This is a genomic window from Georhizobium profundi, assembly GCF_003952725.1.
Taxonomy (GTDB): domain Bacteria; phylum Pseudomonadota; class Alphaproteobacteria; order Rhizobiales; family Rhizobiaceae; genus Georhizobium; species Georhizobium profundi.
On record NZ_CP032509.1, the window covers coordinates 1065586 to 1080430 of the forward strand.

Genomic DNA, 14845 nt, shown 5'->3' on the forward strand with positions numbered 1-14845 from the left:
CCCCGAGCTAGTTGGGGAATTCCATCATGCCGAAGCGTTCGCGCGGTGTGCCGACCCGAGGGCCCGGGTATCGGGCAAGCGGGCCGATCGCGATGAGCGTGGCGAAGAGCAGTCCAATTTCGATGTGGTAGACGACGCCGTAGCCGGCCGAGACCTGGTCGAACACCGAGCCTTGCGCGGCAAGATGGGTGACGCCGTCGCGGATAAGGCCGCCAGCCGCGATACCGAGCCCCATGGAAGTGGCCTGCACCGCGCCCCAAGCGCCAAGCGCAATACCACTGTCGCCATTGTCGGAGAGGTCCATGGCTGCGGTGAGCATGCTAACCGCAAAAAGCCCGCCACCGAGCCCGATCAACGCCGTGCCGAGACGGAAGATCATGGCCGAGTCCAGCGGTGCCGCGATGATGACGAGCGAGAAGGCCGGAACGCCGACCAGTGTACCGATGGCTGCGAGGCGATAGGCGTTGAAGCCTGATGACAAAAGACGCGCAGCGATGGCGAGACCGACCAGCGTACCGGTTGCGAGAATGGCCGTGAGCATCGTCGTGGCGCCGACCGGCAAGGCCAGCACCTGCCCGCCATAGGGCTCGAGCAGCACATCCTGCATGGAAAATGCGGCCGTTCCCAAAGCTAGCGCGGCGAGAAGTCGTCCCGAGCGGCCAGACGCCATGTACGACGCCCAGGCTTCGGCAAAGGCCGGGCGGGGGCGGTTATGGCGCGTGCGTACCGGATCACGGCCTTCCTGCTTCCAGAGCGCGATCACGTTCAGCGCCATCGTGACCATCGCGGCGCCCTGCACGACCTGGATCAGCCGGAGATGCGAATAGTCGGCGAGCAGGGCGGAGAAGACGATCGCGGATATGAGCATGCCGACCAAGAGGAAAACATAAAGCAGCGCGACGACCCGCGGCCGGTTTTTCGGTTCTGCGAGATCGCAGGCAAGTGCGAGGCCTGCGGTCTGCGTCATGTGCATGCCGGCGCCGACCAGCAGGAACGCGAGCGCGGCGCCGATCTGCCCGCCCAGCGGCCCGTAATGGCCATCACCTGAGAGCAAGAGGAGCGCGAAGGGCATGATGGCCAGGCCGCCGAACTGAAGCAGCGTGCCCATCCAGATGAAGGGAACCCGGCGCCAGCCGAGATAGGAGCGATAGGTATCGGAGCGGTGGCCGATGAGCGCACGAAGGGGCGCGGCCACGATCGGCAGTGCCACCATGAGCGCAACCAACGCGGCCGGCACGTTGAGCTCGACGATCATGACGCGGTTCAAGGTGCCGGTCAGCAGCACCATGGCCATGCCGACGGAAACCTGAAAAAGCGAAAGGCGGAGCAGTCGTGTAAGCGGCAGCCCGGGGCTCGCGGCATCGGCGAACGGCAGGAAGCGTGTCCCCACCGAGCGCCAAAGCAACGCCGCTCCCGTCTTGTGGCTGCGCGCAGTACTCATCGCCGCATCAACTCCAGAAGTTCGGAGGTGTAGAAGCCGTGGCTGACGCGGCTGCGATCATAGGCCTGCCAGTCGATCAGCGCCGGAGACTCCGCGATCTGCGCCGCTATGGCTTCGGGTGATGTCGGCGTGACGGACGGTGCGCGGCTGCGCTTTGGGAACAGGCGGCCGGTCAGGTGCATCGCGGCGAGCAGCGGCGTGCGCGGCACATAGGTGAAGAGCAGTGTGTGACGCGTGCGGGCACCGAGACGCGCGAGCGCCTCCACGGCATCCGGCGTGCTGTAGTGGATGAGCGAATCCATCGCCACCACGGCGTCGAACGGGCCGAGTTCGCTGTCCAGCATGTCGCCATGACGGAACTCGATTGCGCCGTCACGACAATCGGCCGGAAGGTTCTCTTGCGCGTAGGCGATCGTTTCGGGCGAAAGGTCGACGCCGACCACGCTTGCGCCGCGCCGCGCCAGAGCGACGCTGATTGCGCCGGTGCCGCAGCCTGCATCAAGGATGCGCCAGCCCTGCAAGTCGGAAGGCAGGCGCGACAGGATCGTCTCCCGCATCTGGCTGCGGCCCGCGCGCACGCTGTCGCGAATGCGGCCAAGCGGCGAGCCCCCTGCGAAACGCTTCCAGGCATCGAGCGCGGTCGAGTCGAAATAGGTGCGGACCTCGTCGCGCCGGGCTTTGTAGGTCGGGCTCTCCATCACTCGAACCCCAGGAAATCGAAGATGTCCCGATCCTTCATCGGCTGCGCATCGAACTCCCGGTTGTCGGAAAGAAGCGTGCGGGCGAGCGCCATGTATTCGGCGCGGGCGCGCTCCACTTCCGGCGTCAGGTCCATTTCGAACAGCGTCGACTTCTTCAGGCGCGAGCGTCTGACGGCGTCGAGATCCGGGATGTGCGCGAGCCGTTCCAGGCCGACAGCCGCGTTGAAACGATCGATCTCGTCGGTCGCGTGGGACCGATTGGCGATCACGCCACCCAGACGCACATTGTAGTTCTTGGACTTCGCCTTGATTGCCGCGATGATGCGGTTCATCGCGAATATGGAGTCGAAGTCGTTGGCGGCCACGACAAGCGCGCGCTCCGCATGTTGCAGAGGCGATGCGAAGCCGCCGCAGACGACGTCGCCGAGAACGTCGAAGATGACGATGTCGGTATTTTCCAGGAGATGATGCTCTTTCAGGAGTTTCACCGTCTGGCCGACGACATAGCCGCCGCAGCCCGTGCCGGCGGGCGGACCACCTGCCTCGATGCAGCGCACGCCGTTATAGCCCTCGAAGACGAAGTCTTCCGGCCGCAATTCCTCGGTGTGAAAATCCACCTCTTCGAGGATGTCGATGACGGTCGGGATCAGCGACTTCGTGAGGGTGAACGTCGAATCGTGCTTGGGATCGCAACCGATCTGCAGAACGCGCTTGCCGAGCAGCGAGAAAGCCACCGACAGGTTCGACGAGGTCGTCGACTTGCCGATGCCGCCCTTTCCATAGATCGCGAAAACCTTTGCGGTTTCGATCTTCAGGTCGGGATCGAGGTGAACCTGGACGCTGCCTTCTCCGTCCCCGCGGCCCTTGAGGTCTGGTCGTGTATAGACGTTCATGCTGCGGCCTCCACCGATATGCCTTCGAGACGGTCCTCGAGTTCGTCATTCGCCTCGAGCAAGGCGTCGAGTGTTTCGGCGTCCGGCTGCCAATAACGGCGCTCATGGGCCTCGATCAGGCGACCGGCGAGACGCGCGGAAGCCTGCGGGTTGAGTTCGGCCATGCGGCGACGCATGGCCTCATCCAGCACGAATGTCTCTGTGATGTTCTGGTAGATCCAGGGCGCGACCTGGCCGGTTGTGGCCGACCAGCCGAGCGTGTTCGTCACGTGGCTCTCGATCTGGCGCACGCCTTCGTAGCCGTGATCGAGCAGCGCCTCGTAGAATTTGGGGTTCAGCGTGCGGGTGCGAGTCTCGATTGCGACCTGCTCTGCGAGCGTGCGCACCTTGCCGGCGCCGCGGGTCTGGTCGCCCACATAGACCGGAACGTCCGTGCCGCTTGCACGCTTCACCGCACGGCTGATGCCGCCGAGTGTATCGAAATAGTGGTCGACCGTGGTGACGCCGAGTTCGACCGATTCCAGGTTCTGATAGGCGGCATCGACATTGGCCAAGATATCGCCGAGAAGTTCCGCCTGGCGCACCGGCTTGCCGTCCACGCCGTAGGCGAAACATTTGCGGCGCTGATAGGCTTCGGCCAGTTCGTCCTCGCCGTCCCAGGCTCCGCTGTCGATCAGCTGATTGACGTTGGAGCCATAGGTGCCGGCGGCGTTTGAGAACACCCGCAATGCGGCTGTTTCGAGCGTGCAGCCGGATTGCTCCGCGTAGCGGGTGGCATGCTTGCGGACGAAATTCATGTCGAGAGGTTCATCCGCGGCGGCAGCCAATTGGCATGCTTCTGCCAGAAGCTTGGTCTGAAGCGGAAGCAGGTCGCGGAAGATGCCCGACAACGTCATGACCACGTCGATACGAGGCCGACCGAGCTGATCGAGCGGGATGAGATCGGCCCCTGCAAGTCGGCCATAGCCATCGAAGCGGGGCGCTGCGCCGATCAAAGCCAGTGCCTGACCGATCGGGCCGCCTTCGCTCTTGATGTTGTCGGTGCCCCAGAGAACGAGCGCGATGGATTCCGGCAGTCGGCCTGTATCGGCCACATGGCGGGCCAGCAGCTTCTCCGCCTGTTCGCGGCCATCGGCGCAGGCAAAGGCGCTCGGGAGCCGGAAGGGATCGAAGCCATGAATGTTGCGGCCGGTCGGTAAAATTTCAGGCGTGCGAACGATATCGCCACCGGCAACCGGGCGGATGAAGCGGGCGTCGAGCGCTGCGATCAGGCCGGTGAGCTCGCTGTCGGTCGAAAGATGCCCGTTCGCCGTGGCCAGGCGTTCGGCGAGAATGAATACCGCGCCGGTTGGAGCGATGCCGTGCTCCTTGAGAGCAAGAGAGGGATCGGCGCCATTCGCGATCATGTCGATCACTTCGGGTGGCAGCGCAGCCTGCTGATCGGCCTCGGCGATTGCCTTGAGAAGATCCACGCGCTCGGATGCGGTGATCGGCTCGCCGGCTACATGCATGCCGTGCGGGATGAGCGTTGCTTCCAGCTCAGCGAGATCGCGCATCAGTGCCGCGATTTCATCGCTGCCAGCCCCGTCGAACACGGCATCTTCGGGGACGAGATCGAGTGCGGCTGCCTGCGTGCGGATCAACTGGGCCAACGCGACACGTTCGCGATGCGCGGCTGGCGGGGTGGCACGCCAGCGATCGATCGCCGATTTCAGATCGACCATGCCGCGATAGAGGCCGGCTTTCGTGACGGGTGGGGTTAGGTAGCTGACGAGCGTTGCGCCGGAGCGGCGCTTGGCGAGTGTGCCTTCCGACGGGTTGTTCGCCGCATAGAAATAGATGTTCGGTGCGCTGCCGATGAGGCGATCCGGCCAGCAATCGCCGGAAAGCCCGGCTTGTTTGCCCGGCATGAATTCGAGCGCGCCGTGGGTGCCGAAATGCAGGATGGCATCCGACGCAAAATCCTCGCGCAAATAGCGATAGAAGGCGGAAAACGCGTGTGTCGGTGCGAAGCTGCGCTCAAACAGCAGCCGCATCGGGTCGCCCTCGTAGCCAAACCCCGGCTGGATGGCGATCAGCACATTGCCGAAGCGCTCGCCGAGGATCTGGATGTTCTGGCCATCGGTCAGATCGCGGCCCGGCGCCGGGCCCCACTGCCGCTCGATCTCTTCCAGATGCGGTTCGCGCCGCACATGGTCTTCGGCCGAAATGCGTGCGGTGACGTTGGCCGGTGTACCGAACCGTGCTGCATTCCCTTCGAGCACAGCCTTGCGCAGCGCGTCGGCGTTTTCGGGAAGAGCGACGTCATAACCTTCCGCCTGCATGCGCTTCATCGTGTTGAAGAGCGAGCGGAAGACGGAGAGATAGGCAGCCGTGCCCGTGGCGCCGGCATTTGGCGGAAAATTGAAGAGTACGATCGCCACCTTGCGATCGGCGCGCTGCGAACGGCGCAGATGGACGAGACGCTCGACCCTTGCAGCCAGCATCGCAACGCGCTCAGGCTCCGGCTGCATGTCGCGTCCGCCAGCGGAGCCGGCTCGGCCGCCATAGATCATGTGGCCACCCGCGCCGTCGATTTCCGGAAGAGCGACCATCATGGTGGTCTCCACCGGTGTCAGGCCTTCGCCCGAGCGGTGCCATTGGTCCAGACCCTGGAACTCGATGGCGCAAGCCGAGAGGTAGGGAACGTCGAGGCGCGCGAGAAGCGCTTCGGCGGCGCTTGAGTCGTTGTAGGCCGGCCCGCCTATCAGCGAGAAACCGGTCAGCGAGACGACGGCATCGACGGTGGCGCGGTTGTCGCGCAGGAAAAAGCGCTCGACGGCCTGGCCGGCATCGAGGCCCGCTGCGAAGGCGGGCACGACGTTCAGGCCGCGCGCTTCCATTGCCTGGATGACGGCGTCGTAATGGGCCGTGTTTCCGGCGAGCACGTAGGACCGCATGATGATGAGGCCGACGGTACCGCCGTGCCCAGCCCGGCGCGGCAACACCTCAGCGCGATCGCTCACACGGGCCGTCACGTTCGGGTGATAGACGCCGACTTCCGGATACTCGTTCGGTGCCTTGGCATCGACGACCGCGCGCAGGCCGGCGCGATTGCCCGATGCGTATCGGCCGACAAGGTAGCGGACCATGTTGGCGATATTCTCGTCGGAACCGGCGAGCATGTACTGCAGCGTGAGGAAGTAGGCGCGCAGGTCCTGCGCCTTGCCCGGAATGAAGCGCAGGATGCGCGGAAGCTGCTTCAGCATGCGAACCTGTTGGCGGCCCGCCTGCTGACCTGGCTTGGCGGCGCCCCGCAAACGCTTGAGCAGGCCGATGATGCCACCGGTCGGGTTGTTCATGGCGAAATCGCCAAGCCGCGTGATCTTCACCACTTCACCGGCCGAGAGGCAGCCGATGATGGCATCGCACGCATCCCGCCGCGCCTTCAGCCACGGCATGACGGTGCGGATGTGTTCTTCCATGAAGATCATGTTGGCGATGACGATATCGGCGGATGCGATGTCGTCGCGGCAACGATCGGCAGCGAGCGGATCGTCGCCCCATTCGGCCATGGAATGTAGTGTGAGGCGAAGCCCCGGTAGCTCCGGCGCTAGAAGCCTTCCCGCACGCTCGACCGCGCTCGCCATGTGACTGTCGAGCGTCACGATGGTCACGGTGATCGGCGTCGTCTCACCGGCTGTAATGCGCTTTTGCATCGTAGAGCGTCTCGATTGTGATGGTGGACAGACCGTGGTCTGCGGCGAAACGTTCTGTGTTGCGGCGGGCCTTTCCGCGTACGAAGAAGGGGATCTTTTTCAGTTCGCTTTCGGCTTCCTGGGCCCAATTGGGAGCACCCTGGGCGACGATCTGCGGTGCTTCCGGCTCGACGGTTTTCTGGCTTGCGGGAGCAAGGTGCGAAGGGTTGGCGCCGTCGTGAAACTCAAAGTCGTCGCGGAACATGCCGAGGAGATGTTCCTCCAGGCCCATCATCAGCGGGTGGACCCAGCTGTCGAAAATGACGTTAGCGCCTTCGGGACCCATCTGCGGCGAGTAACGAGCTGGGAAATCCTGCACGTGCACCGGTGATGAGATAACCGCGCAAGGCACCTTCAGCCGTTTGGCGACATGGCGCTCCATCTGCGTGCCGAGCACGAGTTCCGGCTGCGCCGCGATGATGGCATCCTCGACTTCCAGATGATCGTCGGTGATCAGTGCGTCGAGGCCGTAAGTCTTCGCGGCAGCACGGACGTCGCGGGCGAATTCGCGCGTGTAGGTGCCGAGACCGCAAACGGTGAAGCCGAGCTCGTCGCGGGCGATACGGGCAGCAGCAATGGCGTGCGTCGCATCTCCGAAGATGAAGACGCGCTTGCCGGTGAGATAATTGCTATCGATCGAGGCAGCGTACCACGGTGCCCGCGATTGGATCTTGGCGAGCGCAGCCTCGACGTCGAGACCTGCCATTTGCGCCACTTCTGCAACGAAATCGCGGCAAGCGCCGCTGCCGATAGGAACCGTCTTCGTGAAGGGCTGGCCGTGACGCTCCTTCAGAAAACTCGCGCTCGTCGCGGCGATCTCGGGGTAGAGCACCACGTTGAAAGCCGCCTGCGGAAGCCGGGTCAAATCGTGCACGGAGGCGCCGAGCGGGGCGACCACATTGACCGTCACGCCGATCGAGACCAGCAGCCGGCAGATTTCCTCGACGTCGTCGCGATGGCGGAAGCCGAGTGCGGTCGGGCCAAGGATGTTGCAGCTGGCCGGATTGCGGCCCTCGGGCGTCGGGCCGGCGGCGAAGCTTCGGACGAGGCGATAGAGGGTTTCCGCCGCGCCCCAGTTTTCCTTCTTTTGGTAGGAGGGCAGTTCCAGCGCCACGACGGGAATTGAAAGGCCGAGGGCCGCGGCAAGCCCGCCCGGATCGTCCTGCAGAAGTTCTGCAGTGCAGGAGGCGCCGACGATCATGGCGTCCGGCTTGAAGCGCGCTTCGGCGTCGGCGCAGGCGGTCTTGAAGATCGCTGCGGTGTCGGCGCCGAGATCGCGCGCCTGGAAGGTGGTGTATGTAACCGGCGGACGTTTGGCATCGCGCTCGATCATCGTGAACAGCAGATCGGCGTAGGTGTCGCCCTGCGGCGCATGCAGCACGTAATGAAGCCCGCGCATGGCGGTTGCTATCCGCATCGCGCCGACATGGGGTGGTCCTTCATATGTCCACATCGCAAGCTGCATCACGCTCTCCCGGTCTGAAGAAGCGCGCGACGGCGCAAGGGGCGCATGAACAGCTCGGCGAGATCGCCGGCCTGGTCATAGCCCTGGATCGGGGTGAAGACGAGCTCGATCGACCATTTGGTCGCGAACCCTTCCGCCTCGAGCGGATTGGCAAGGCCCATGCCGCAAACCGTGAGATCCGGTGCAGCATCGCGCAGCCGATCGAGTTGGCGATCGACATCCTGGCCTTCGCTGAGCGTCACATCGCTTGGCAGAAGGTCAAGTTCGGAAGACAGGTGCAGGCGGTTGAGGAAGGGCGTTCCGACTTCGAGCGGCACCATGCCTGCTTCGCGCGACAAAACGCGGGCCAGGGCAGGTTCCAGCTGTGAATCGGGGAACAGGAAGAGCGACTTGCCCTCAAGTTCAGAGCGGGCGCGCGTCATGGCGATGCGGGCGCGGTCTCGTCCGGGCCGGGTTATGGCTTCGAACCGGCCGGGATCGACGCCGAATGCGTCTGCCGCAGCCCGAAGCCAGGCAGTCGTGCCTTCTTCGCCGAGCGGAAATAGCGGATGCAGCAGCTGACAACCGCGAGACTGCAGGAGACGGGCGGTTTCGGTGAGATAGGGCTGCGCCAGAAGCACCGTGGTCGACGGGCCAACGGACGGCATGACCGTGCTTTCGCGCATCGGCAGAAAATCGACCTGCTCAATCCCAAGCGCGGTGAAGATGCGGCGGAACTGGTCTTCCACCACGTCTGCCAGACAGCCGGCAACGAGCAGGCGCGGCTTGGCGTTCTGCTCCTGCGCGGGCAGGGCCGTCACGAGGCTTGCCAAAAATCGGTCTTCGCCTTCGGTGAACGTCGTCTCTATGCCGCTTCCGGTATAGGTGAGGAAGCGAACGCCAGCGTATTGGCCGCGGGCCTGCAGCCGTTCGGCCGCCTTGGAAAGATCGAGCTTGATCACTTCCGACGGGCAGGAGCCGACGAGCACGATCATCCGGATCTCCGGGCGCCGGGCCACGACGCGGGCAACGATGCGGTCCAACTCGTCATGCAGGTCGGCCATGCCGGCGAGGTCTCGGTCCTCGATGATCGCGGTTGCGAAACGCGGTTCGGCGAAGATCATCACGCCGGCGGCAGACTGCATGAGATGGGCGCATGTCCGTGATCCGACGATCAGGAAGAATGCGTCCTGCAGCTTGCGGTGCAGCCAGATGATGGAGGTGAGGCCACAGAAGACTTCGCGCTGACCGCGTTCGCGCAATAGGGGCGCAGGCGAGGTAGAAGGCGTTGCGGGTGAGGTTGTCCGGTCGAGCACGGTCGTCATGACGCTGCGCCTCCTGCATAGGAGGCAGCGGTCGCGTCGTCACCGCGTGAAAGCCGGGCCTGCCGCAGCTTCACGATGAACTGGGCGGCGTTGATGACATAGGTTGCGTAGGCGGCCACCGCCAACCAGAGAAGCTGTGTGGTCTCCAGGGCGCCTGAAAGAAGCGCCGCGAGATAGGCGGTATGAAGCGCCAGCACCACCATCGAGAACATGTCTTCCCAGAAGAAGGCGGGTGCGAAAAGGTAGCGTCCGAACACGACCTTCTCCCAGATCGAGCCGGTGATCATGATCGCATAGAGAAGCAAGGTCTTGACGACGATGGATGTGTGCGCAGCCGTCGCCCCCTCACCGGTTGCGAGATAGCGCGCAATCAAGAGGGCGGAGACGACGAAGGCAAGGAACTGTATCGGCGCAAGGATCCCCTGAACCAGGGTCCACACGGTCTGGTCCCGGCGGGCGCGCTCTTCAACCGTATAAAGCGCTACGCACTGCCTGGTACTCGATCCCGCCATGCGCCTTGCCTCCTGCTGCACTGAACTGCAGCTGTTGAATGGAGAGTACCGCCGCGCAAAGGCATGTGTCAACTAAACATGACGTACATCTAGATTTACAATGTGCTGCAATTGGGTCATGCTCCAATGACACTGATGATGTGCCGGCGCCGGAGCGACCGACGCCCTTCTTTGGTGCCCGATCAACACCAGTCATGGCGATGGGGTCGTCGAGCGAGGTGGCCCATGAGCGATACTGCACATCGTATCCAAGCGGTCGGCCTGGACAGTCGGCCTGCCGATTACCTGCGGCAGATCGGTGCGCAACGCCCATTTGCGCCGCTGCTGCCTATCGATGACATGATGATTGCGGCTTTTACCGAAACGTTGCGGGCGCCCGGCTTTTGGGCGTGCGAGAGTGCGGTGGACATTTTGCGCGACAGGTTGCAACGGCGACAAACCATTCAGGATGCGGTGTTTGCACCAGCCGCGCGGCTTGCGGGTGCCTATTGGTCCAGCGATGTCTGGTCGTTTCTCGACGTCACGGTCGCTGTCTCAAGATTGAAGCGTCTGCTCGTGCAGGAAGTTCGGCAGCGCCATCGACCGCCCAATGTCGGCGCCCGCTCCATCCTGCTTTCCGCGGCGCCGGGTGAGACGCATGATTTCGGCCTTCATTACGTGGCGCTGGCATTCGAGCGTGCCGGTTATGCCGTCGACTTGCGGACCGGAGCCGACGAGGCCGAACTCATGGCGGCACTGGTTATGCACAGATACGATCTGGTAGGGCTGTCTCTATCTGCCGAATGCTTGCTCGACAGGTTGACATTGTTTATCGGGAACGTGCGTAACAAGGATAAGACCCGGGACGTTTTATTCCTCGTCGGAGGTAATGCGTTCGTCAGTCGCCCGGAGTACGCCGTTGGTGTCGGTGCGGACTTCTTGGCCACGGATCCCGACACGGCGGTTTATCTTGCGCAGCTGCGATTGGGATCGCATGCGGGGCGGGAGCAAGCTTTGGCGCGGTAGGTAAAGGAACTGGACGGCCTTGATGGACCATCAACCTGCCGACGAATTCAGTCGCTCCTTTACGAGCCAGCAGTCCCTGCTGGGTGATCTCGGCCCGGCTGCTATCTTGGCGATCGCCCAGACCGCATCCGACATCACGCTCGTGTTGAACGCCGATGGCACCGTCATCGACGTCGCCTATCGCGACCGAGATCTGTCGAGATACAGGCCGGAATCCTGGGTCGGCCGGCTTTTCGCAGAGACTGTGACGCTCGAAAGCCTCGAAAAGGTCGAGGCGCTGCTCGCCGATGCCGCACGCAATTCACGCACACGAGCGCGGCAGGTCAATCATCCGGCTCCCGGGTTTCCCGATCTGCCGGTGTCCTATGCGCTTCTGAGCTTCCCGGATCAGAAAGTCCATCTCGCTCTCGGCTCGGATCTGCGCGGCGTCGCGCAAATGCAGCAAAGACTGGTGGCGGCTCAGATCGAGATGGAGCGCGACTATCGCCGGCTGCGAGATGCGGAAGCCCGGTATCGCGTGCTGTTCCAGGCGGAAGATGAAGGGCTGGTCGCCCTCGACGGCACAAGCCTGCGCATCATCGATGCCAATGAAGCTGCGGGTCGGCTTTTCGGGCGCCCGGTTGCGAAGCTCATCGGCATGTCTTCCGTTCAGCTGCTGGCTGCAAGCGAGCCAGCCGAACTGGCGGCGACGCTTGCCGACGTGCGTGCGCGTGGGGTTTCTGAGCAGATCGTCGTCGATGCCGCCGATGGTATCGGTGCTCTCACTCTCTCCATCATTCCGTTTCGCCTTGCCGGGGCGGTGGAGCTTCTAATTCGTATCAAGCCGAGTGGAAGCCCATTGGCCGGTGAGGCCTATGGCAAGGACTTCTTCAGCGGTTTGCCCGATGGCCATGTGGTGACCGATCGGCAGGGCGTCGTGCTGGAGGCCAACCCCGCCTTTCTCGATCTCATTCGGGTGCTGAGCCCGGAAAGGGTGGTGGGAAAGTCGCTCGACAACTGGCTCGGCGTTACGGGCGTGGACGTGCAGATTATTCTGTCCAACCTGCGTGAGCACCGGGTCGTCAGCAGGTTTCAGACGATCCTGCGCGACGGTTTTGGCGGGCGGCACGATGTCGAATTGTCGGCTGGACAGATCGACGAGGCTGGCGGCACGTTCGGGTTTTCGATCAGGGAGGTTGCGGCTGCTGCTGCCGATGTCGTGCGCACAGCCGGCGAGGGCGGCTTGCCCTATCAGGTGGAGCAATTTGCGGACTTGGTCGGGCGCGTTCCCCTCAAGGATCTCGTTCGGGACACGTCCGATATCATTGAGAAAATGTGCATCGAATCCGCGCTTCGTCTCACGGGCAACAACCGCGCATCGGCTGCCGAAATGCTGGGCTTGAGCCGCCAGAGCCTCTACATCAAGCTGCGTCGCTACAATCTCGCTGACTTCACCGGCGAGGAATGATGTCAATTCAAATTGACAGTATAAGCCGTCAGTCGTAGCTTTTGCTATGGCCCAATTTGCGACCGCGCATCCGAATCCTGCCTACCCAACGCTTTCGGCGACGATCGCGCTGTTGAAGCCGATCACGTGGTTCGCGCCCATGTGGGCGTTCGGCTGCGGGGTTGTGGCATCCGGCGTGCCGCTCCAGGAGCGCTGGGTCGCCATCGTTCTCGGCATCCTCCTCGCCGGTCCGCTCGTCTGTGGCGCAAGCCAGGCGGCCAATGATTGGTACGATCGGTTCGTCGATGCGATCAACGAGCCGCACCGGGTGGTACCGTCCGGCCGCATGCCGGGACGCTGGGCGTTTTACATTGCCGCCATGGCGAGCGTCATTTCGCTCTGGATTGGCTATCTGCTGGGCCCCTGGGTGCTTGGCGCTACCGTGGTGGGCCTTGTTCTTGCCTGGATCTACAGCGCCCCGCCGCTGCGCTTGAAGCGCAATGGCTGGCTCGGCGCCGCCGCCGTCGGGCTCTGCTACGAAGGCTTGCCCTGGTTTACGGCTGCTGCCGCGGCGCTTGGCGGCTACCCGGGCCATCAGACGCTGATCATCGCGGTGCTTTACAGTATAGGCGCGCACGGAATCATGACACTGAACGATTTCAAGGCTGTTGAGGGTGATCGGCGGATGGGGCTCGCGTCCCTGCCGGTGACGCTCGGAACCGATCGAGCCTGCCGGGTCGCCTGTTTCTTCATGGCTGCGGCGCAAATTGCAGTGGTGGCTCTGCTCATTGTTTGGGGCGCGCCAGTGCATGCCGCCATCGTTGCGGCGCTGATCGTGGTGCAGCTTGGCCTCATGCGCCGGCTTCTCGCCGATCCGGAAGGACGTGCGGCCTGGTACAACGCGACCGGCACGACGCTCTACGTTCTCGGCATGCTCGCTGCGGCATTTGCGCTTCGCGGCGTTCAGGGCGGGCTTTGAGGATGGGCAGCGCGAAGCAGAGCAATGCCCTTAGCGCCCTTGGCTGGATCGATATCGTCAGGCTGGGCCTGGTGCAGGCCTCGCTCGGCGCCATTGCGGTGCTTTCAACCTCCACACTGAACCGGGTGATGGTCGTTGAGCTGGCGCTGGCAGCCATGGTGCCCGGGATCCTCGTCACCCTTCATTATGCCGTGCAGATCACGCGGCCGCTTTGGGGACATGGATCCGATATCGGCGGTCGGCGCACATCGTGGATTCTCGGCGGCCTCGCGCTTGCCGGCCTCGGCAGTGTCGGCGCGGCGGCTGCAAGCGCTGTGATGGCGACGAACTTCGCGCTGGGCATGGCACTCGCGGTGGTCGACTTCATTTTGATCGGGATCGGCATCGGTGCTGCCGGCACCTCGCTGCTGGCGCTTTTGGCCACGAATACGGCAGCACCTCGCCGCGCGGGAGCCGCCACCCTCGTCTGGCTGATGATGATTGCAGGAATGGCGATTACGTCCATTGCTGCGGGCGCCTTTCTCGATCCCTTCACGCCGGGGCGGCTCGTCGTCGTCACCGCGATCGTCAGTGTCGCCGCGCTGGCGCTGGCTGGCCTGTCGCTTGCCGGCATCGAAGGCAGATTGCGTCGCACTTCCCAGCTTGCACCCGAGCAGGTGGTGGCAAAGGTGTCGTTCCGTGAAAGCCTGGCCGATGCATGGGCCGACCGGCAGGCGCGTCGCTTCACCATCTTTGTCTTTTTGTCGATGCTCGCCTTCAGTGCGCAGGATCTCATCCTGGAGCCCTATGCTGGCCTCGTCTTCGCCATGACGCCCGGTGAAACCACGACGCTTTCCGGCATTCAGAGCGGCGGTGTCTTCATCGGCATGCTTCTGGTGGGCCTTCTCGGCAGCAGCCTTGGGCGCACGCGCCCAGGCGTTTTGAAGATCTTCACGGTCACTGGCTGTATCGCTTCGGCCATGGCGCTTGCTCTTCTCGGGGCATCCTCTCAGAGCGCTGGCGTATGGCCGCTCACAGCCAATGTGTTCGCGCTTGGTTTTGCCAATGGCGTCTTCGCGGTTGCTGCGATCGGCTCCATGATGGCGCTTGCCGGTGCTGCCAACCGGCCGGGCGAACGGCCGCGCGAAGGCATGCGCATGGGCCTCTGGGGCGCGGCGCAGGCGATTGCCTTCGGGCTCGGCGGATTTGCGGGCACGATCGTCGTCGACATCGCGCGTGCCGTTCTTCCCGTCGAAGAGGCTTACGCGCTGGTGTTCATGATCGAAGCCGGTCTCTTTCTGATTGCCGCCGCCGTCGCTCTCGCGATCGCCATGCCGTCCGCGGCAAGGCCACGCGCGACGACCTCGCCCTCACCAGATGTTCTGCAACCCGCGGAGTAAGCC

General features: G+C 63.7%; 11 protein-coding genes. 4 read left to right on the plus strand and 7 right to left on the minus strand.

Annotated features, from left to right (window positions below):
• Positions 1 to 7: 7 nt before the first annotated feature.
• Genes D5400_RS04980 through bchF form a run of 7 tightly spaced genes read right to left on the minus strand, consistent with a single transcriptional unit; the run spans position 8 to position 10053 of the window.
• Positions 8 to 1441, minus strand: a complete 1434-nt coding sequence (locus tag D5400_RS04980; RefSeq protein ID WP_126008256.1) for a BCD family MFS transporter — start codon at positions 1439 to 1441, stop codon at positions 8 to 10.
• Positions 1438 to 2139: a magnesium protoporphyrin IX methyltransferase gene (gene bchM / locus D5400_RS04985; RefSeq protein ID WP_126008259.1), complete on the minus strand. Its 702-nt coding sequence runs from the start codon at positions 2137 to 2139 to the stop codon at positions 1438 to 1440. Before bchM ends, D5400_RS04980 begins: the two co-directional genes overlap by 4 nt.
• On the minus strand, positions 2139 to 3035 hold the full coding sequence (bchL, locus tag D5400_RS04990) for a ferredoxin:protochlorophyllide reductase (ATP-dependent) iron-sulfur ATP-binding protein (RefSeq protein ID WP_126008261.1): 897 nt from the start codon (positions 3033 to 3035) through the stop codon (positions 2139 to 2141). The genes bchM and bchL overlap by 1 nt, the downstream gene beginning before the upstream one ends.
• Positions 3032 to 6733 (minus strand): magnesium chelatase subunit H, encoded by a 3702-nt coding sequence (locus D5400_RS04995; RefSeq protein ID WP_126008264.1) that lies wholly within the window; start codon positions 6731 to 6733, stop codon positions 3032 to 3034. Before D5400_RS04995 ends, bchL begins: the two co-directional genes overlap by 4 nt.
• Positions 6708 to 8237, minus strand: coding sequence for a ferredoxin:protochlorophyllide reductase (ATP-dependent) subunit B (gene bchB, locus D5400_RS05000; RefSeq protein WP_126008267.1), 1530 nt, complete (start codon positions 8235 to 8237; stop codon positions 6708 to 6710). The genes D5400_RS04995 and bchB overlap by 26 nt, the downstream gene beginning before the upstream one ends.
• Positions 8237 to 9541: a ferredoxin:protochlorophyllide reductase (ATP-dependent) subunit N gene (locus D5400_RS05005; RefSeq protein ID WP_126008269.1), complete on the minus strand. Its 1305-nt coding sequence runs from the start codon at positions 9539 to 9541 to the stop codon at positions 8237 to 8239. Before D5400_RS05005 ends, bchB begins: the two co-directional genes overlap by 1 nt.
• Positions 9538 to 10053: a 2-vinyl bacteriochlorophyllide hydratase gene (bchF, locus tag D5400_RS05010; RefSeq protein WP_126008272.1), complete on the minus strand. Its 516-nt coding sequence runs from the start codon at positions 10051 to 10053 to the stop codon at positions 9538 to 9540. The genes D5400_RS05005 and bchF overlap by 4 nt, the downstream gene beginning before the upstream one ends.
• Before the next feature lie 225 nt (positions 10054 to 10278).
• On the opposite strand from bchF, the gene D5400_RS05015 reads away from it, so the two are divergent.
• Genes D5400_RS05015 through D5400_RS05030 form a run of 4 tightly spaced genes read left to right on the plus strand, consistent with a single transcriptional unit; the run spans position 10279 to position 14842 of the window.
• Positions 10279 to 11058 (plus strand): cobalamin B12-binding domain-containing protein, encoded by a 780-nt coding sequence (locus D5400_RS05015; protein WP_164527802.1) that lies wholly within the window; start codon positions 10279 to 10281, stop codon positions 11056 to 11058.
• Positions 11059 to 11080: 22 nt separating this feature from the next.
• Positions 11081 to 12505, plus strand: coding sequence for a transcriptional regulator PpsR (ppsR, locus tag D5400_RS05020; RefSeq protein ID WP_126008276.1), 1425 nt, complete (start codon positions 11081 to 11083; stop codon positions 12503 to 12505).
• 46 nt (positions 12506 to 12551) lie between these two features.
• Positions 12552 to 13463, plus strand: coding sequence for a chlorophyll synthase ChlG (gene chlG / locus D5400_RS05025; RefSeq protein WP_126008278.1), 912 nt, complete (start codon positions 12552 to 12554; stop codon positions 13461 to 13463).
• A 2-nt stretch (positions 13464 to 13465) separates the two neighbouring features.
• Positions 13466 to 14842, plus strand: a complete 1377-nt coding sequence (locus D5400_RS05030) for a BCD family MFS transporter (RefSeq protein WP_126008280.1) — start codon at positions 13466 to 13468, stop codon at positions 14840 to 14842.
• Positions 14843 to 14845 lie beyond the last annotated feature (3 nt).